Genomic DNA, 19258 nt, shown 5'->3' on the forward strand with positions numbered 1-19258 from the left:
ATATTTAATGCATAAGAAATCAAATAAAGCTAAAAATTAAGTATGAATAGTCAAATTTTGAAATGTAACTTACCTCAGAAATGGATGTGTTGAGATGTTGAAAACCACGATCATTGGCGCAAGCGGCTACACAGGAGCAGAACTGGCTCTAATGATAAACAGACACCCTGAGCTCACGCTATCAGGTTTATATGTCTCAGCCAATAGTGTAGACGCAGGTAAACCTATTGCGGCATTGCACGGTAAGTTAGCTGGCTTGATTGATATGCCAGTACAACCATTAACGAATCCAGAAGAAGTGGCAAAGCAGTCTGATGTGATTTTCTTAGCCACTGCACACGAAGTAAGCCATGACCTAGCGCCAATCTTTCTAGAGAACGATTGCCAAGTGTTCGACCTATCGGGAGCCTTCAGAGTGAAAGGCGAGAACTTTTACCAAGAGTTCTACGGTTTTGAACACCAACACGAGCAATGGCTAGATAAAGCCGCTTACGGTTTAGCGGAATGGAATGAGCAAGCGATTAAAGAAGCTCAACTTGTCGCAGTCGCGGGTTGTTACCCAACCGCATCACAATTGGCGATTAAGCCTTTGGTTGAAGCGAAGTTACTGGATGAGAGCCAATGGCCTGTGATTAACGCAACGAGTGGTGTTACAGGAGCGGGTCGTAAGGCGACCATGGTTAACAGTTTCTGCGAAGTGAGTCTGCAAGCTTACGGCGTATTCAATCACCGTCATCAACCTGAAATGGCTGCACACTTAGGATGTGATGTGATTTTCACTCCGCACCTCGGCAACTTTAAGCGCGGTATTTTAGCGACCATCACCATGAAACTGGCTGAAGGCGTGACAGAACAACAGATACAAGATGCTTTTGAGCAAGCTTACCAAGGTAAACCTGCGGTGAGATTACTCGAAGAGACATTGCCAAGAATTCAAGACGTAGAACATACACCTTTCTGTGATTTAGGTTGGAAGGTTCAAGGTCAGCACATCATCGTTGTTTCAGCGATTGATAACTTATTAAAGGGTGCATCTAGCCAAGCGATGCAGTGTTTAAATTTACGTTATGGTTTTGCGCCATTAACTGCGTTAGTGTAAGGAAATCTAGATATGAGCCTTAATAATCAACCATTAATCATAAAGTTAGGTGGCGCTGCGCTATCTTGTGGTGAAACACTTAGCAAGTTATTTGGTGCTATCTCTGCTTACCAACAACAAGCACAACGACCAATCGTGATTGTTCACGGTGGTGGTTACCTTGTTGATGATTTGATGAATAAGTTGAACCTCGAAACCGTTAAGAAAGAAGGGTTACGTGTTACTCCTTATGATCAGATCCCTGTGATTGCTGGTGCACTAGCGGGTACGGCGAATAAATTACTTCAAGGTCAGGCGATTAAAGACGGTATCAATGCCGTTGGTTTGAGCCTAGCGGATGGTGGTTTATGCAAAGTGAGCGAACTGAACCCTGAGCTGGGTGCAGTAGGAAAAGCGGAGCCGGGCGACTCAACCGTCTTGCAAGCGATTCTTAATGCTGGCGCGCTGCCAATCATCAGTTCAATTGGTCTGACTGAACAAGGTCAACTGATGAACGTCAATGCCGACCAAGCTGCGGTTGCCGTTGCTGGCGCACTAGATGCTGAGCTGGTACTTCTTTCTGATGTAAGTGGTGTGTTGGATGGCAAAGGCCACCTCATTCCAAGCCTTAATCAACAACAAGCCGATGACCTTATCGCAGGCAAAGTAATTACCGACGGCATGATCGTCAAGGTTCAAGCCGCACTAGAAGCAGCTAACGACCTCGGACGACCAATCGAAGTTGCTACTTGGCGATACCCAGAAAAGCTAACACAACTGTTTTCAGGTAAAAGCATAGGAACACAGTTTTTACCTCAGTAGTTCTCACAACGAGTCACTACTTAAAGAATTTAGACAAACTAAATAAACATATAATTATGAAGTCATTTCCAACGCTGACCGCCATGTGCAGTATGGAAACTAGGAGAAAGAAAATGAGCAAAGTTAACGTAAAGAAAGTTGTAGTAGCCTACTCTGGCGGTCTAGACACATCAGTAATCATCCCATGGTTGAAAGAGAACTATGACTGTGAAGTGGTTGCGTTTGTCGCGGATGTTGGTCAAGGCGACGAAGAGTTGATTGGTATCGAAGAGAAAGCAAAAGCTTCGGGTGCTTCAGAGTGTTACATCGCTGACCTTAAAGAAGAGATGGTGGCAGATTACATCTACCCAACACTAAAAACAGGCGCTTACTACGAAGGTAAATACCTACTAGGTACTTCTATGGCTCGTCCAATCATCGCGAAAGCGCAGGTTGAAGTAGCACGAAAAGTAGGTGCTGACGCACTGTGTCACGGTTGTACTGGTAAAGGTAATGACCAAGTTCGTTTTGAAGGTGCATTCGCAGCACTAGCACCAGACCTACACGTAATTGCACCATGGCGTGAGTGGGATCTAGTGAGCCGTGAAGAGTGTCTAGATTACCTAGCAGAACGTAACATCCCTTGTACTGCTTCTCTTACTAAGATTTACTCGCGTGATGCAAACGCATGGCACATCTCTACAGAAGGTGGCGTTCTAGAAGATACATGGAATGCGCCAAACGAAGATTGCTGGGCTTGGACTGTAGACCCAGAGCAAGCGCCAAACGAATCTGAAACAGTAACGCTTAAAGTTGAAAAAGGCGAAGTGGTTGCGGTTGATGGCGAAACAATGACGCCGTACAACGCACTGGTTTACCTAAATGAGAAGGGCGCTAAGCACGGTGTTGGTCGTATCGATATCGTAGAAAACCGTCTTGTTGGTATGAAGTCACGTGGCTGTTACGAAACTCCGGGTGGCACCATCATGATGGAAGCACTACGTGCAGTAGAGCAGCTAGTTCTTGATAAAGCGGCATTCGAATTCCGTGAAGAGCTGGGTGTTAAAGCTTCTCACCTTGTATACGACGGTCGTTGGTTCACTCCGCTTTGTAAGTCAATCCTTGCAGCGACAGAAGAGCTAGCACAAGACGTGAATGGTGAAGTGGTTATCAAGCTTTACAAAGGCCATGCAACGGTAACTCAGAAGCGTTCTGACAACAGCCTATACTCAGAAGAGTTTGCAACCTTTGGTGAAGATGAAGTTTACGACCAAAGCCACGCTGAAGGCTTCATTCGTCTTTATTCGCTATCAAGCCGTATCCGTGCTCTGAATAGCCAAAAGTAATCCTAACAATGAGTTAGTGAGCTAGCCTTTGATGAAAAATTAAAGGTCAGTAAACAGACATTATTATGCAAAGCCCATTCACTATTGATTAGTGAGTGGGCTTTTTAGTTTCTATTCGCCTAATAAATCAGCTTCGGTTTTTACTATCGAATGGCATATAATTCGTGCTCCACGCTGAAAATAATCAATGGATTCAACTTGTGGTGAATAAATATGTGAAAATAATGAATTAATACTTTATTTTCATTTTGAATTGCCGTAAGTTTAAACCATCAGAAAAATACTGAATCTTAATCAGAATTATCATTTGCAAAAACAGTGAGCACTGTGCAATTAGGAGATACACAATGGCATTATGGGGCGGTAGATTTACCCAAGCAGCAGACACCCGGTTCAAAGATTTTAACGATTCTCTTCGTTTTGATTACCGATTGGCTGAGCAAGACATTGTGGGCTCAATTGCCTGGTCTAAAGCTCTACTGTCGGTCAACGTATTAACAGAAGAAGAGCAACAGAAGCTTGAGTTAGCGCTGAATGAGCTAAAACTTGAGGTGATGGAAGATCCTGAACAGATTCTACGTTCTGATGCAGAAGATATTCACAGCTGGGTTGAGCAACAACTTATCGGCAAAGTCGGTGACTTGGGTAAAAAGCTTCACACGGGACGTTCTCGTAATGACCAAGTGGCGACCGATCTGAAACTATGGTGCCGTCAGCAAGGTAACCAACTACTGCTAGCGCTTGATCGTCTGCAGAGCCAAATGGTGAACGTTGCCTCTCAGCATCAAGAAACCGTTCTGCCTGGCTACACTCACTTACAACGTGCCCAGCCAGTAACTTTTGCTCACTGGTGCTTGGCTTACGTTGAAATGCTTGAGCGTGACTATTCACGTTTGAATGATGCGATTAAGCGTCTAGATACATGTCCGCTGGGTTCTGGTGCCCTTGCAGGAACCGCTTACCCGATGGACCGTGAAGAGTTAGCTCACAACTTAGGTTTCCGTCGTGCAACGCGCAACTCTCTAGATTCTGTATCTGACCGTGACCATGTGATGGAGCTGATGTCGATCGCTTCTATCTCTATGCTTCACCTTTCGCGTCTTGCAGAAGATATGATTTTCTACAACTCTGGTGAATCAAACTTCATCGAGTTAGCAGACACCGTGACGTCAGGTTCATCTCTGATGCCACAGAAGAAAAACCCGGATGCGCTAGAACTTATCCGTGGCAAAACGGGCCGTGTTTACGGTTCATTAGCTGCAATGATGATGACAGTAAAAGCTCTGCCTTTGGCGTACAATAAAGACATGCAAGAAGATAAAGAAGGTCTGTTTGACGCTTTAGATACTTGGAATGATTGTATGGAAATGGCGGCACTTTGTTTTGACGGCATTAAAGTGAACGGCGAACGTACACTTGAAGCAGCGAAGCAAGGTTATGCGAACTCTACGGAACTGGCTGATTACTTAGTAGCGAAAGGCATTCCTTTCCGTGAAGCTCACCATATTGTTGGTGTGACGGTAGTGGCGGCGATTGCGAAAGGCTGCGCATTAGAAGAATTAACCATCGCAGAGATGAAAGAGTTCTCTGAGGTGATTGAAGAGGATGTATATGACATCCTGACCATTGAATCGTGTCTTGAAAAACGTAGCGCACTAGGTGGTGTATCACCACAGCAAGTGGCTTACGCAGTAGACCAAGCTGAGAAACGTTTGGCGCAGCGTGACACCTCTATCGTTAAGGTTCGTCCTGCTCGTTTGACTGACATTGAAGCATTGGAAGGCATGGTGGCTTACTGGGCGAACATGGGTGAAAACCTGCCTCGCTCTCGTAATGAACTGGTGCGTGATATTGGCTCATTCGCTGTCGCAGAACATCATGGTGAAGTGACAGGTTGTGCATCACTTTATGTGTATGACTCTGGCTTAGCGGAAATTCGTTCGTTGGGTGTTGAAGCTGGCTGGCAAGGTCAAGGGCAGGGGACTGCAATCGTGCAGCACCTTGTTGAGAAGGCTCGCCAAATGGCAATCAAGAAAGTGTTCGTACTGACTCGTACTCCTGAGTTCTTTATGAAGCATGACTTCTTACCGACATCGAAATCTCTGCTACCTGAGAAGGTATTGAAAGATTGTGACCAGTGCCCTCGTCAACATGCGTGTGATGAAGTGGCGTTGGAAGTGAACTTGGTCGAGCAGATAATTGCTAAGGTGAATGTTGCATAAGGCATTGATTTTATAGTCCCTAAAAAAAAGATCAAAAATCTGATCTTTTTTGGGAACAAACTAAGAAAAGCCCGGTCTATTAAAGTACCACTGCTTTTTCTTAGAATTTTCTAAGAAAGCCCTAGAATCGATTGGTTCTGGGGCTTTTTTCTATTTGCTGTTTGGGAAATTATACTCGTTCGATTGTTGTGACCAATTATCGGAGTATTGAACCTATCATCTAACCATTATTGCCTATCTAACAAACACTGCTGCTAACGCTTTTTGTTCCTTAAAGGCAGCACCAAAAACTTCATTATCCAATGCAACGACAATAAGCCACTGAATGCGAAAGCTGCCATCATCAAAGCGATGGCGTTGATGGTTTTTGGGTCTTCCCTGAAAAACAGCCACCATACTCCCCAACTTAATATCGACAACACCGTGAGCTGATTCATACAACGTTGGCAACGACCGAGTTTGTTGAAGATTTTTTCATTTTTATTGCAATGAATGCATGTCATCTTGGGTTTGATTCGCGTTATGCTTGTTGCCTTGATAATAACACGTCACAAGATATTGGATCACGGTGACACAGAGAGAGAAAGTCGATGATTGAGCGTCAAGAAACCAAACAACGCATGAGCCGTATTGTTAAACACAACGGCACTATCTACCTATGTGGCCAAGTGTGTGCTGATGCAACAAAAGACATCACTGAGCAAACACAAACGATGCTGGATAAAGTGGAAGCCCTACTTGAGCAAGCGGGTAGCGACAAAGAACATATGCTGTCAGCAACGATTTACTTGAAAGACATGAAAGACTTCCAAGAAATGAATGCAGTTTGGGATGCATGGGTTCCAGAAGGTCACGCTCCAGCTCGCGCATGTGTGACTGGCGACATGGCTCGTGAAGCGTTACTTGTTGAGATCTCTGTGATTGCTGCTGAGAAGTAATCGCTAAGTTTTTAGCGACAAGCCATGGCTTCAAGAGATTCCAAATACCTCGTCCCTCGGCTCTGGAATGACGATGCTCGAAGCCAAAAACAAAAAGGAAAGCCAATGGCTTTCCTTTTTAGTATCTAGCGTTTGCTCATTGCTAACGATAGCCTGAGATTAACAACCAGGGCCACAATCTAGACAGTGTTTCACCATCTCTGGACCAAGGTGCAGTTTCGCATTCAGGTCACGTAGCGCTGTTCGTACACCTTCTTCAATTACTGGGTGGTAAAATGGCATATCCAACATTTCAGAAACCGTCATCTTTTTCTGGTGTGCCCATGCGAGTAAGTGAGCCAAATGTTCTGCGTTTGGTCCCATCATCTCAGCACCAAGGAAACGGCCTGTACCTTGCTCGCCGTAAACGTGCAGAATACCTTTGTTGCGTAGCATCACTCGTGAACGACCTTGGTTCTCGAAAGACACTTCACCGGTTGCGAAACAACCACATGTGCCTAAGCGGGTTATGATCTCTTTGTATGTTTCACCAACCATCGCGATTTGTGGGTCAGAGAATACCGCAGAGATTTTAGAGCGGCGTAAGCCTGCGCGAATCTCAGGGAAGCGACCTGCATTATCACCCGCAATACGTGCTTGGTCAGCTGCTTCATGCAGTAGAGGCAGTTGGTTACTTGCATCACCGGCAATAAATACCGATGGCAGTGATGTTTGTAGCGTATAGTGGTCGGCAATTGGAACACCACGCTCATCAAGCTCAAGAGAGGTATTCTCTAGGTCAAGCTTATCAGTGTTAGGACGACGGCCTGTTGCTGCCAGCACATACTCAACGACGTTAGTTTCTAGCTCACCTTGCTTATTGATGAACTGGATTTCGACTCGATCTTCACCTGATTCTGTGGTAATGCGCTTCATGCTTTCGATTTTCACGTCAGCATCAAGGTAGAACTCTTCATTGAAGGCTTTATCTGCATACGCCATGATTTCTGGGTCGGTTACTGGGCCAACTTGACCACCTAAACCGAACAGTTTTGTTTTTACTCCTAGGCGGTGTAATGACTGACCAAGCTCTAGGCCAATAACGCCTGGGCCAAATACCGCAACCGACTCTGGTAAATCATCCCAGCTGAACACGTCATCGTTAATGATTAGGCGGTCACCAAGTTCATTCCAAACTGCAGGGTATGCAGGGCGAGAGCCGGTCGCGATAACAATACGCTTAGCGGTGACAACCGTGTGGTCATCGATTTGTAGCGTGTTGTCGTCTAAGAACTTTGCGTAGCCAGAGATCTTGTCTTGCTCTGGGATTTCATCAACACCTTCTAAAACAAAACCAACAAAACGGTCACGTTCAAATTTCACTCGGTCCATCACTTCACGGCCGTTAATCACGATATCACCTTGTGGGTGAACGCCAAAAGCCGGAGCTTTCTCGATGTGATGTACACTTTCTGCAGCTGCAATAAGCAGTTTAGATGGCATACAACCAACACGAGCACAGGTTGTACCGTAAGGGCCGCCTTCAATCATCACGACACTGTCAGTGTGTGCTTTTGCAGCGCGGTAAGAACCTAGACCTGCCGTACCGCCCCCGATAACTGCTACATCTACATTGACTTGTTTCATAATAATTTTCTCGCAATGGCTAAATTTTGTTTGAACGAACCCCTCCAACTCTGGTGATTTTTTGAGAGTCAGGATAACGGGTCAGTTTTGTTGTTCTGTTTTATTAGGTTTAGCTTGTGACTCTTAGGTTAGCGAGCCACTGGCTATATTCTTTTTCCAAAGCTCACATTAGAGTGGTTTGGAATCGCTAACCCACAAGAGGGTGGGTTAGCTGATATTGCTAGGTCATTTAATTGCTAAGCGTTTATTAGCGACTAAGTGATTAACCTAGGAAAGCTTCTAGTTCTTCACTGCCACCGATGTGTTTGCCACCGATGAAGACTTGAGGAACTGTTGTGCGACCAGAGATTGCACGTAGGCTTACTGTTGTAGCGTCTTTACCTAGAACCACTTCTTCGTAGTTTAGACCTTTGTCGATTAGGTTCTGTTTCGCTTTCATACAGAAAGGACAGCCTGGCTTAGTGAATACTGTGATTGACTCTTGCTCTTTGTGCTCAGGAGCAAGGTAGTTAAGCATAGTATCTGCATCAGAAACTTTGAACGGGTCGCCTGGTACGTCTTCTTCGATGAACATTTTCTCTACCACGCCGTTCTTAACCAGCATGCTGTAGCGCCATGAACGTTTGCCGAAGCCGATGTCGTTTTTCTCAACTAGCATACCCATGCCGTCTGTGAAATCACCGTTGCCATCCGGGATGAATGTGATGTTTTCCGCTTCTTGGTCTGCTTTCCATGCGTTCATTACGAACGTGTCGTTTACAGAAACACAAAGGATGTCATCAACGCCGTTTTCTTTGAACACTGAGTGTAGTTCGTTGTAACGAGGTAGGTGGCTTGAAGAACATGTTGGCGTAAACGCACCTGGTAGGCTGAATACGATAACTGTCTTGTCTTTGAAAAGCTCTTCTGTCGTTACGTTAACCCATGCATCGCCTTGGCGAGTTGGGAATGTTACTTGAGGGATTGATTGACCTTCTTTAGATGCAAACATATTGATTTCCTTAAATAGTATTTTTAATTTTGTTCTATTAGAGCTTAACGTTTTTCGTTGCTCTGTTTCGTTTTGTTGAGCCCATTATTAGATAAATTCTTTGATAGCTCTAATCGTTTGATGTTATGGTTTTGATAGGTAAATTCTATCAAGAGCATTTTTCTTTTAAATGTTGCTATGAAACCCTTGTTCTTATTAAACCTGAGGTAAGAGACTGATCATGAACATTCGTGACTTTGAATACTTGGTGGCGCTCGCAGAGCACAAACACTTCCGAAAAGCGGCAGAAGCGTGCTTTGTCAGTCAGCCGACACTAAGCGGTCAAATACGCAAACTAGAAGATGAAATCGGACTTCAGTTAACCGAGCGTAGTCCAAGGAAGGTCATATTTACAGAATCAGGGTTACAACTTGTTGAACAAGCTAAGCGTATTCTCAACGAAGTGAAGACTTTTAAGGATATGGCGAGTGGACACGGTGAAGCGATGACCGGACCAATGCACATTGGTTTTATCCCAACCGTGGGTCCTTACATTCTGCCTAAGATTGTCCCTCACCTGAAAGAGAGCTTTCCTGAGTTAGAGCTGTACCTGCATGAAGCCCAAACTCATCAATTAGTGAGCCAATTGGAAGATGGCAAGCTGGACTGCTTGGTACTAGCTGCAGTTGATGAAACGGCGGTGTTCAAAGAGATTGATGTGTATGACGAACCATTAAGTGTCGCGGTTCCATGTGACCATGAGTGGGCTCAGCAGGACACCGTTGATATGCTGCAGCTCAATGGACAGACAGTATTGGCGTTAGGTGACGGTCACTGTTTAAGAGACCAAGCCCTAGGGTTCTGTTTTGCTGCGGGTGCAAAAGATGATGAGCGTTTTAAAGCGACCAGCTTAGAGACGCTTCGTAACATGGTCGCGGCAGGCGCGGGGATTACCTTGCTACCTCAGTTATCGGTGCCAAAGGAAAAGCAGAAAGATGGTGTGTGTTACGTACCTGCGGTGAATCCAACACCTTCACGTCGAATTGTCGTGGCTTACCGTCCGGGCTCTCCATTGAAGGGACGTTTCGAGCAATTGGCTGATACGATTCGAACTCAACTGGAGAAGACGGCTTAGTGCTTGAGTTTAGAGCCTAGTCTGGTCAGATATAGATATAAAAAAAGGGTTGATATGAATGCATATCAACCCTTTTTATTGGTTCATGTTACTAGGTTCAACAAACCCTAGTTAGAACAGCTCTTCTACTGCTTCACCTGATGACGTTGAGTAGATGTCGTCATTGAAACGTTCAGTGATGTATTCGGTTGGCTCTGTGCCTTTCTCGAAGTACTCGAACATTGATGAGCTATCGAACTTGTTGGTCAGTAAGCCAGTCTCACGGTCGATACGAACACGAACGATGTTTTCTGGAAGCTCTTTACGCTCAGCAGGAACGCCCGCTAACGCCGTACCCATGAAATCAACCCATGCAGGTTCTGCTGTTTTCGCGCCAGCTTCTGCACCAGTAATCTGATTCTTACCAAGGTTCGAGTTCGCTTTGGTTCTGCCTAGGTTGCGGTTGTGGTTATCAAAACCAACCCATACCGTTGCAACCATGCCAGGGCCGTAGCCGCTGTACCAAGTATCTTTTGAATCGTTGGTGGTACCCGTTTTGCCGCCAATGTCACGACGCTTCAACGGCTGCGCACGCCAACCAGTACCGTTCCAACCAGTGCCAGCGCTCCAATCACCGCCACCCCAGATGTTGCTGTACATCATTTCACGAACAAGGAATGCGTTCTGTTCAGAGATAACTTGAGGTGCGTATTGTACTTTGGCATCCACATCTTGTTCTGCAAATTCATCAGCCATTGGGTCTGTGGTTATTTGCTGTTGGCAATCGTCTTTACAAACTACTTTTGGTGTCGCTTCAAACTCAGTCTCACCAAATGGTGTCTCAATGCGGCTGATGTAGAAAGGTTCAACGTAGTAACCACCGTTAGCGAATACCGAGTAACCTTGCGCTACTTTCATTGGCGTTAAGCTACCAGCACCTAGCGCAATAGTTTCAGAACGCGGTACTTCGTCAATATCAAAGCCAAAGCGAGTTAGGTAGTTACGAGTGTCATCTAAGCCAACTTCACGCAGTACACGTACCGCCATTACGTTTTTAGATTGAGCTAAGCCAATACGTAAACGAGTTGGACCCACGTAAGTCGGTGGCGAGTTCTTTGGTCGCCATGCTGTACCTTGGCTCTTATCCCATTGGTTAATCGGTGCATCGTTGATTAGTGAGGCTAGCGTTAAGCCTTTCTCAATCGCTGCTGAGTAGATAAATGGTTTGATACCAGAACCCACCTGACGAATAGATTGCGTTGCACGGTTGAACTTGTTGTGAACAAAGTTAAAGCCACCGACCATCGACAATACCGCGCCGTTGTTCGGGTTCATTGCAACAAATGCGGTATTCGCATTAGGTACTTGGCTTAGTCGCCATACAGTCGGCGTTTTTGATTCTGCCGTTGCTGACTCTTCTGTCGGCTCTTCAGAGACTTCATTGCCTGTAATGGCTTCATGGCGAACCCAGATTTGTTCACCAACAGCTAGAATCTCTTTTGCTTGAGATGGAGCAGGGCCTTGGCGATTGTCTGTTAGGAACTTACGTGCCCAGTTCATGCCTTGCCATTCAATTGTGCCTTCACCTTGGTTTTTAACCCAAACCTGAGCGCTTTTCGAGTCAACTGAAGTTACAACCGCAGGGACTAGGTCACCATAGGTTGGCTGAGACTTAAGGTGTTTAACGATCTTGTCGTGGTCCCAAGCTGATTGCTCGGTTTGCCATAAGACTTTTTCAGCACCGCGGTAGCCGTGACGCTCATCGTAGCCAAGCAGGTTCTTAATCGCTGCTTGGTTCGCTGCTTTTTGCAGTTTTGAATCAACGGTGGTGTAGACCTTCATACCTGATGTATAAGCGGCTTCGCCATAGCGTTCCACCATCCAAGCACGTGCAACTTCTGCAACATACGGTGCGCTCAGTTCAATTTCTGCACCGTGGTACTTCGAGATCAGCTTTTCACTGCGAGCTTCATCAAACTCTGCTTGAGTGATGTATTTCTCGTCTAACATACGACGTAATACAACGTTACGACGGTTAGTCGCGCGCTCGACAGAATAAATAGGGTTCATTGTAGAAGGTGCTTTTGGCATACCCGCAAGCGTCGCAATTTCACTTAGCGTTAGATCAGGAAGATCCTTACCGAAGTAAACACGTGCTGCCGCGCCAAAACCATACGAACGGTGACCAAGGAAGATCTTGTTTACATAAAGCTCCATGATCTCTTCTTTACTAAGAAGCTGCTCAATGTGGATTGCAATGAAGATCTCTTTGATCTTACGCATGATCTTTTTCTCATTAGATAAGAAGAAGTTACGCGCAAGCTGCTGAGTAATAGTACTCGCACCTTGTTTTGCTGAACCCGACATGGCAACCACGAGTGCTGCACGTGTGATACCGATTGGGTCAATACCTGGGTGTTCATAGAAACGGCTATCTTCGGTGGCAATCAGAGCCTCAACTAAGTGGCGAGGAATCTCGTCATAAGTCACCGGGTTACGACGCTTTTCGCCAAATTGAGAGATCAACTTACCGTCTTGACTGAAGACCTGCATCGGCGTTTGGAGTTCTACGTCGCGCAAAGTGGCAACATCAGGCAACTCTGGTTTTACGTAATAATAAAACCCGAAAATTGTACTGACTCCAAGAATCATGCAAATCAATGTAAATATGAATAATCGCTTTATGAACTTCACCGGATAATCCCTGATTAGTTAAGGCTGATAAGCAGCAAACCCTTGTACTCTAGGCTAAAAACTTAGCTTTCGTTTATTAACGCTTATTTAACTAATAATCACAACCCCTAGATAATCAACGAAATGCTTGGCACTTCAGGAGCTAGGTCACATGGGTTCATCATTAATTACAGGTATAGATATAAATCATCACAGCATCAAAGCCGTGGTACTAAAACCCGTGGGGAAGTTGTATGCCCTAGTGGGATACAAAGAGCTGCCGATTTCGGACGACATTTTTACAGCTAACCATACTTTGGAGTATCAGAAAACTGTTAAGAAACTTAAAGAACTTAGGAAAGGGCTGCCTTTTGGCTGTCGCAACGTCGCCATTTCGGTACCTGATAACACGGTGATCAGCAAAGTACTGCAAATAGAGACTGAGTTAGAAGACAGAGAAAAAGAGTTTTCTATCTATCAAACCTTCGCCCATCAATCTCCCTTTCCTATCGAGGAGCTGAGTTTAGATTTTGTAAAGCTGGAAGACAAACGATTTGGTAAAGGTTCGACAAGCAGTTATCAGGTATACGCCACTCGTAAGGAAGTGGTGGATAGCCGAGCTTATGCATTAACTAAGGCTGGTTTTAAACCTGTGGTGGTAGATACACAGGCACATGGGCTACTCAATATCTGGCAACTAGCCTCGCGTCTGTATCCCGAAAAGAAAAACTGGCTGCTGGTGGATGTTGGCATCGACCAAACGTCGCTAGGAGTTATCCCGCAGAATTCAGCGCCTTTCTATAAAGACATCGCTTTTGGTACTCAAGATCTTCGTAGCTCGGATAACCCAAGTGATACAGAAGGTGTGCTCGGCACGGCTGAAGATACCCATCAATTCATTGTTAATTTGATTGAGAAGCTCAAGCGTCAATTACAGCTCTATTCATCGGGAAATGCGCAGCAACCTATCTCTGGGATCTGGCTGATGGGTGAGGGTGCCAACATTCCTATGGTAACCGAAGAGCTAGAGCGCCATTTTCAGCTGAGTTGTGAGTCATTGAATCCTTTGTCTCTGTTTGAGAACAAGGTCGCCAAGAGATATCGACTGCCAATGGACTGGCAACACTTTGGCATTGCCGCGGGTATGGCGATGAGTGGACTCAAGTGGCAGGGAGAAAAGCATGCTGCATCAAATTAACCTGCTGCCGTGGCGTGATGAGATTCGTGCTCAGCACAAGAAGCGCTTTATCCATCTGGTCATTCTTGGCGTCATCATAGCGCTTACAGGGCAATGGGCGGTTGGCCACTATTTTCAAGACCAACAAGCCAAGCAGCAAACTCGCCTCAATTACCTCAATCAGTACATCGCTGAGCTCGACCGACAAATTCAGTCATTAAAAGTCGCAGAGCAAGAGCACAAAGCCATTCTGACTCGACTTGATGTAGTGGAGTCGCTGCAGCTTGGCCGCAATAAGACCACCGACTTTATGAACTTGATGCCGGATCTGATTCCTGAGGGCGTGTATGTCGATAAGATAAAGATGAATGGTCAGGAGATTGAAATGTCGGGTATCAGCGACAGTACAGCTCGTCTCGCTACCATGTTGGATAACCTCGAGCGTTCAGATTCTCTGAAAGGGGTTGAGATGCACTCTATCGTTCATAACCGCAAACGCTTCAATAAAGAGTTTCAGACCTTCAAGGTCTCTTTTGTGTTCAGCCCAGTGTCTTTAGAAAACACAACCGCAGAGAGCACTGCCGCGAGCAGAAAAGAGAAGGGGGCACATCATGGCTAACCTTCAAAATAGGATTAGTTGGCAAAATAGAATGAGCTTGCAAGACCTCGATGTTGATGAGATCACCGAATGGCCATTGTTGCCTCAGCTTCTCGTGATTCTGGTGTTGATAGTGTTAATCCAAGGTGTTGGCACTTGGCTTTATGTGCTGCCGCTCGACGATGAACTGCAACAGATGAAGCAACAGGAGCACACCTTAAAAACGACCTTGCGAATAAAGGCGAATAAGGTTGCAGCCTTACCTAAACTCCAGAGCCAATTAGAGGAGTTAACCAGCCGTTACGATTACTTGTTAGAGCAGCTGCCCGTTCAAAAGGAGTTGGCGAGCATGTTGGCCTCAGTGAATGAGCTCGGCTTGGATAACTCGCTGACCTTCACGCGAATTGATTGGGGGCAAAAGCAGAACAAGGAGTTCCTCTATCGATTGCCTCTCAATATTGAGCTGACAGGTGACTATCACGAGATTGGTGACTTTTCTGCTGCCATCGCCAAGCTGCCGCGCATTATCAGCTTTGATGATGTGAATTGGCAGCGAGTCAGTCAAGAAAGCAGCACGCTGCACTTTAGGGTTCGAGCTTATACCTACCAGTTTAAATCGGAGGTCAATGATGAAACCCAATAGTGCGTTTTACTCAATCGTGTTGCTGCTTGCGTTATCAGGCTGCAAGGCTAATCAAGACTCACTGCCAGACTTTGTCGCGCAAGTTGAAGCCAAGGCCAGAAAAGACGTTGAGCAACTTGTCCCAGCAACTGAATTCACGGCGGCGACCTATCAGCGCCAAGCTTTTCGTCCTCCCTTTGAACTGCCTAAAGAAGCCATTGTGCAAAATCAACCCTTGGTGAAAAAAGACTGTTGGCAACCCAGCGCTCGTTCTCGTAATGGCAAGTTAGAGAAGTACCCGTTGAGTAAGCTTCGTTTAAGAGGCGTCATGGGAAGCGGAACAAGTGTATTTGGCTTAGTGCAAACACCCAAAGGCAACGTGGTAAACGTCAAGAAAGGCCAGTTTATCGGCTTAAACAATGGCCGAGTTACTAAGGTGACGAGCCAGTACGTTCAGATTAATGAAACTCTTCCAGATGGCTTAGGTTGTTGGCATAAGCGCAACGTTAGGCTGGCTCTGAAGTAAACCAATGTCACATGATGTGGATATGAGATGTAAATATGATTAAAGGAATAAGTAGATTAGTAAGCAAGGCTCTACAAGGTTTTGCTGTGTCTGTGATGTTGGTTGTTAGCGTGCTCAGCTATGCCGAGAGCTTACCTAATAAATTAGAGAATATTGATTTTAGAGTGAACAAGGATAAAGACGCCGTCATCATCATTGAGCTGGCGACCAGTACCGCTGTGGTGGATGTTCAACGTGCTCAGGAAGGGTTAAGTATCGAGTTAATCAATACTCAGGTTGATGATGACAAGCTTTACCTACTGGATGTGAAAGACTTCGCCACCTTGGTTGAAGGTATTGAGGTCTACAAAGAGACACCAAGCACTCGGCTTGTAGCGACGATTAGCAATGACTATCAGTATGAATATAATCTAAAGGGGCGCTTTATTGAGGTGGTGATCAGCAAACCGGTTATTGATGAAGTGACCAAAGAAAAAAGCGTTCTAGAGAAAGAGGGCAAGCTGATATCGATTAACTTCCAAGATATCCCAGTACGAAATGTCCTGCAGTTGATTGCCGACTATAACGATTTCAATCTCGTGGTGTCTGATTCGGTAGCCGGAAACCTGACGTTACGTTTAGATGGCGTACCTTGGCAGCAAGTTCTCGACATTATCTTGCAAGTTAAAGGCTTGGATAAGCGTGTTGATCGCAATGTTATCTTGGTCGCGCCGAAAGCGGAACTCGATCTTCGAGAGCAACAAGCGTTAGAGAAATCTCGCTTGGAAGAGGAGTTAGGGGAGCTTAAGTCGGAAATCATCAAGATTAACTTTGCTAAAGCCACCGACATTGCCGACATGATTGGCGGTGAAGGCGCGGTCAGTATGTTGTCCGATCGTGGCTCAATTACCATTGATGAGCGCACCAACTCACTACTCATTCGTGAGCTGGAAGAAAACATTGCCGTGATCCGAGGCATCATTGAATCGTTAGACATTCCAGTGAAGCAAGTACAGATAGAGGCGCGTATCGTCACTGTTACCGAGGGTAACCTGGATGAGCTTGGTGTGCGCTGGGGTGTTTCATCAACCAACGGAAGCTTCACCGTTGGCGGTTCAATTGAAGGTAACCACCCATCAGCGATTACGCCGTATGACGACGATAGCGGCAGCAGCGTGATTGATGACTATCTCAACGTAAATTTAGGAGCAACATCGCCGAACGCTTCGAGTATTGCGTTTCAGGTAGCCAAGTTGGGTTCGGATACCTTGCTTGATCTTGAATTGTCAGCACTGCAACAAGAGTCGAAAGCTGAAATTATTTCGAGCCCACGCTTAATCACCACCAATAAAAAGCCCGCCTATATTGAGCAAGGTACTGAAATTCCTTATTTAGAGTCCTCTTCAAGTGGCGCTACGTCGGTCGCGTTTAAGAAAGCCGTGTTGAGTCTTAAGGTGACACCGCAGATCACGCCCGACAATCGTTTGGTATTGGATTTGAGCGTGACTCAAGATAGACCAGGGCAAGTGGTAAAAACCGGAACCGGTGAGGCGGTCGCAATTGATACGCAAAGAATAGGTACGCAAGTGCTTGTTAATAATGGTGAAACTGTCGTGCTTGGCGGGATATTTCAACACAGCGTGAGCAGTACGGTGGATAAAGTTCCTCTGTTAGGAGACCTGCCAGTTTTGGGTGCATTGTTCCGTCGCAGCTATGAAAATGTGGGTAAAAGTGAACTGCTTATTTTTGTCACACCTAAAGTTGTGATTCAGTAATGAACAATTAGATTAAAAATAAAGTTGCATTAGTGGCACCTAACCTTGATAATTTCGGGTCTTATCACGAATTATCTGTGAGGAATCGGTGCCACGGGCCTTTTAATTTCAGTACTTGTACTGACCTACCTTGTGGCGATGTCATTGAATTAACGTTGTAAATTACTGCTAAAAACATGGCTGAGAAACGCAATATTTTTCTTGTTGGCCCAATGGGCGCCGGCAAAAGTACAATTGGTAGACACCTAGCTTCCCAACTTCATATGGAGTTTCTAGACTCTGACACTGTGATCGAAGAGCGCACTGGCGCAGACATCGCATGGGTTTTTGATGTTGAGGGCGAAGAAGGTTTCCGTAAGCGCGAAGAATCTGTAATCAATGATCTGACAGAAGAACAAGGTATTGTTCTTGCGACAGGTGGTGGTTCAGTGTTGAGCAAAGAAAACCGTAACCGTCTATCTGCACGAGGCATTGTTGTATACCTAGAGACAACAATTGAAAAGCAACTTGCTCGCACTAACCGCGACAAGAAACGCCCTCTACTTCAAACAGACAACCCGCGTGATGTGCTAGAAGATCTAGCTGTATCTCGCAACGCACTATACGAAGAAGTGGCGGACTACACAGTTCGTACTGACGACCAAAGTGCAAAAGTGGTAGCCAACCAGATCGTAAAAATGCTAGAAGAACGTTAAGTTCATTTTTTCGGAGAGCAAACCCATGGAACGGATTACGGTCAATCTAGCTGAGCGTAGCTACCCTATCTCTATTGGCGCCGGGTTATTTGAAGACCCGGCGTACCTTTCTTTTTTATCAGGTAAGCAGAAAGTTGTTGTTATCAGTAATGTGACAGTAGCGCCTCTTTATGCTGATAAAATTTTATCGCTATTGGATCAAGTCGGCTGTCAGACATCTCTTCTCGAGCTGCCAGACGGTGAACAGTACAAAACCCTTGAAACGTTCAATTCAGTGATGAGCTACATGCTTGAAGGAAATTACAGCCGCGATGTGGTGGTGATTGCTTTAGGTGGTGGTGTAATCGGTGACTTGGTCGGTTTTGCTGCCTCTTGTTACCAACGCGGTATTGATTTCATTCAAATCCCGACGACCCTTCTTTCTCAAGTGGACTCTTCTGTTGGTGGTAAAACCGCAGTAAACCATCCTCTTGGTAAGAATATGATCGGTGCTTTTTACCAACCGAAATCTGTGATCATCGATACCAACTGTTTATCAACGCTTCCAGAGCGTGAGTTTGCAGCGGGCATTGCTGAGGTGATCAAATACGGCATCATTTACGATGAAGCCTTCTTTGATTGGTTGGAGCAGAATCTAGAGAAACTTTATCAACTTGATGAAGAAGCACTGATCACCGCGATTGCTCGTTGTTGTGCAATTAAGGCTGAAGTGGTGGCTCTAGATGAAAAAGAGTCAGGAATCAGAGCGTTATTGAACCTAGGTCATACATTTGGTCATGCGATTGAAGCAGAACTAGGCTATGGTAATTGGCTACATGGTGAAGCTGTGTCGTCAGGCACTGTAATGGCAGCTAAAACAGCTCAATTACAGGGGCTGATCTCTCAGCAGCAACTTGAGCGAATTATTTCTATACTCAAGAATGCGAAACTACCAATCCATACGCCAGAAAGCATGTCTTTTGAAGACTTTATGAAGCATATGATGCGCGATAAAAAAGTGCTGTCTGGTCAGTTACGTTTGGTATTACCAACAAGTATTGGTACTGCTGAAGTGGTTGCTGATGTGCCTCAAGACATCATTAAACAAGCGATCGATTTCTGCCGTACTCTTTAAATTT

At 45.5% G+C, this 19258-nt stretch carries 17 protein-coding genes; 13 read left to right on the plus strand and 4 right to left on the minus strand.

The genetic code is table 11. The features are described 5' to 3' along the window. Positions 1-94 precede the first annotated feature (94 nt). The 4 genes from argC (at position 95) to argH (ending at position 5447) form a co-directional block, all read left to right on the plus strand. The gene (argC, locus tag L4C44_RS19200) at positions 95-1099 is read left to right on the plus strand and encodes an N-acetyl-gamma-glutamyl-phosphate reductase (RefSeq protein WP_373949036.1); all 1005 of its coding nucleotides are present in this window, start codon (positions 95-97) and stop codon (positions 1097-1099) included. A 12-nt stretch (positions 1100-1111) separates the two neighbouring features. Beyond that, positions 1112-1900 (plus strand): acetylglutamate kinase, encoded by a 789-nt coding sequence (argB, locus tag L4C44_RS19205; RefSeq protein ID WP_017063686.1) that lies wholly within the window; start codon positions 1112-1114, stop codon positions 1898-1900. Positions 1901-2013: 113 nt separating this feature from the next. After that, positions 2014-3225, plus strand: a complete 1212-nt coding sequence (locus L4C44_RS19210) for an argininosuccinate synthase (protein ID WP_017632086.1) — start codon at positions 2014-2016, stop codon at positions 3223-3225. 347 nt (positions 3226-3572) lie between these two features. Further along, on the plus strand, positions 3573-5447 hold the full coding sequence (gene argH / locus L4C44_RS19215; RefSeq protein ID WP_048659175.1) for an argininosuccinate lyase: 1875 nt from the start codon (positions 3573-3575) through the stop codon (positions 5445-5447). A 254-nt stretch (positions 5448-5701) separates the two neighbouring features. Here argH and L4C44_RS19220 read toward each other — a convergent pair whose 3' ends face one another. Continuing rightward, complete coding sequence (locus L4C44_RS19220; protein ID WP_428805581.1) at positions 5702-5950, minus strand: DUF3624 domain-containing protein; 249 nt, start codon at positions 5948-5950, stop codon at positions 5702-5704. An 87-nt stretch (positions 5951-6037) separates the two neighbouring features. Here L4C44_RS19220 and L4C44_RS19225 point away from each other — a divergent pair, with 87 nt between their 5' ends. Beyond that, entirely contained in the window at positions 6038-6385 is a 348-nt protein-coding gene (locus L4C44_RS19225; protein ID WP_004729674.1) for a RidA family protein, read from the plus strand. A 159-nt stretch (positions 6386-6544) separates the two neighbouring features. Here L4C44_RS19225 and L4C44_RS19230 read toward each other — a convergent pair whose 3' ends face one another. Together L4C44_RS19230 and L4C44_RS19235 are read right to left on the minus strand one after the other, a co-directional pair. Next, positions 6545-8011, minus strand: a complete 1467-nt coding sequence (locus L4C44_RS19230; RefSeq protein WP_428805582.1) for a dihydrolipoyl dehydrogenase — start codon at positions 8009-8011, stop codon at positions 6545-6547. Positions 8012-8273: 262 nt separating this feature from the next. Further along, positions 8274-9002 (minus strand): glutathione peroxidase, encoded by a 729-nt coding sequence (locus L4C44_RS19235; protein ID WP_048659171.1) that lies wholly within the window; start codon positions 9000-9002, stop codon positions 8274-8276. A 220-nt stretch (positions 9003-9222) separates the two neighbouring features. On the opposite strand from L4C44_RS19235, the gene oxyR reads away from it, so the two are divergent. Next, the gene (gene oxyR / locus L4C44_RS19240) at positions 9223-10116 is read left to right on the plus strand and encodes a DNA-binding transcriptional regulator OxyR (protein ID WP_285953305.1); all 894 of its coding nucleotides are present in this window, start codon (positions 9223-9225) and stop codon (positions 10114-10116) included. Positions 10117-10227: 111 nt separating this feature from the next. Here the strand turns inward: oxyR and L4C44_RS19245 are convergent, their stop codons facing one another. Next, positions 10228-12789 (minus strand): penicillin-binding protein 1A, encoded by a 2562-nt coding sequence (locus L4C44_RS19245; RefSeq protein WP_428805583.1) that lies wholly within the window; start codon positions 12787-12789, stop codon positions 10228-10230. Between the two features lie 151 nt (positions 12790-12940). Between L4C44_RS19245 and pilM the strand changes: the two genes are divergently transcribed. From pilM to aroB, 7 genes are all read left to right on the plus strand, one after another. After that, complete coding sequence (pilM, locus tag L4C44_RS19250) at positions 12941-13966, plus strand: type IV pilus assembly protein PilM (RefSeq protein ID WP_428805584.1); 1026 nt, start codon at positions 12941-12943, stop codon at positions 13964-13966. After that, entirely contained in the window at positions 13950-14564 is a 615-nt protein-coding gene (locus tag L4C44_RS19255; RefSeq protein ID WP_210446810.1) for a PilN domain-containing protein, read from the plus strand. The genes pilM and L4C44_RS19255 overlap by 17 nt, the downstream gene beginning before the upstream one ends. Next, entirely contained in the window at positions 14557-15186 is a 630-nt protein-coding gene (locus L4C44_RS19260) for a type IV pilus inner membrane component PilO (RefSeq protein WP_146492434.1), read from the plus strand. The genes L4C44_RS19255 and L4C44_RS19260 overlap by 8 nt, the downstream gene beginning before the upstream one ends. Then, a complete protein-coding gene (locus tag L4C44_RS19265; protein WP_210446842.1) occupies positions 15173-15691 on the plus strand; it encodes a pilus assembly protein PilP in 519 nt (172 codons plus the stop codon). Before L4C44_RS19260 ends, L4C44_RS19265 begins: the two co-directional genes overlap by 14 nt. A 35-nt stretch (positions 15692-15726) precedes the next feature. Next, positions 15727-17445 (plus strand): type IV pilus secretin PilQ, encoded by a 1719-nt coding sequence (locus L4C44_RS19270; RefSeq protein WP_428805585.1) that lies wholly within the window; start codon positions 15727-15729, stop codon positions 17443-17445. Positions 17446-17621: 176 nt separating this feature from the next. Continuing rightward, the gene (gene aroK, locus L4C44_RS19275) at positions 17622-18140 is read left to right on the plus strand and encodes a shikimate kinase AroK (RefSeq protein WP_017061125.1); all 519 of its coding nucleotides are present in this window, start codon (positions 17622-17624) and stop codon (positions 18138-18140) included. A 25-nt stretch (positions 18141-18165) separates the two neighbouring features. After that, positions 18166-19254 (plus strand): 3-dehydroquinate synthase, encoded by a 1089-nt coding sequence (aroB, locus tag L4C44_RS19280; RefSeq protein ID WP_017061124.1) that lies wholly within the window; start codon positions 18166-18168, stop codon positions 19252-19254. Positions 19255-19258 lie beyond the last annotated feature (4 nt).

Source organism: Vibrio satsumensis (assembly GCF_050337435.1).
GTDB lineage: Bacteria > Pseudomonadota > Gammaproteobacteria > Enterobacterales > Vibrionaceae > Vibrio > Vibrio satsumensis.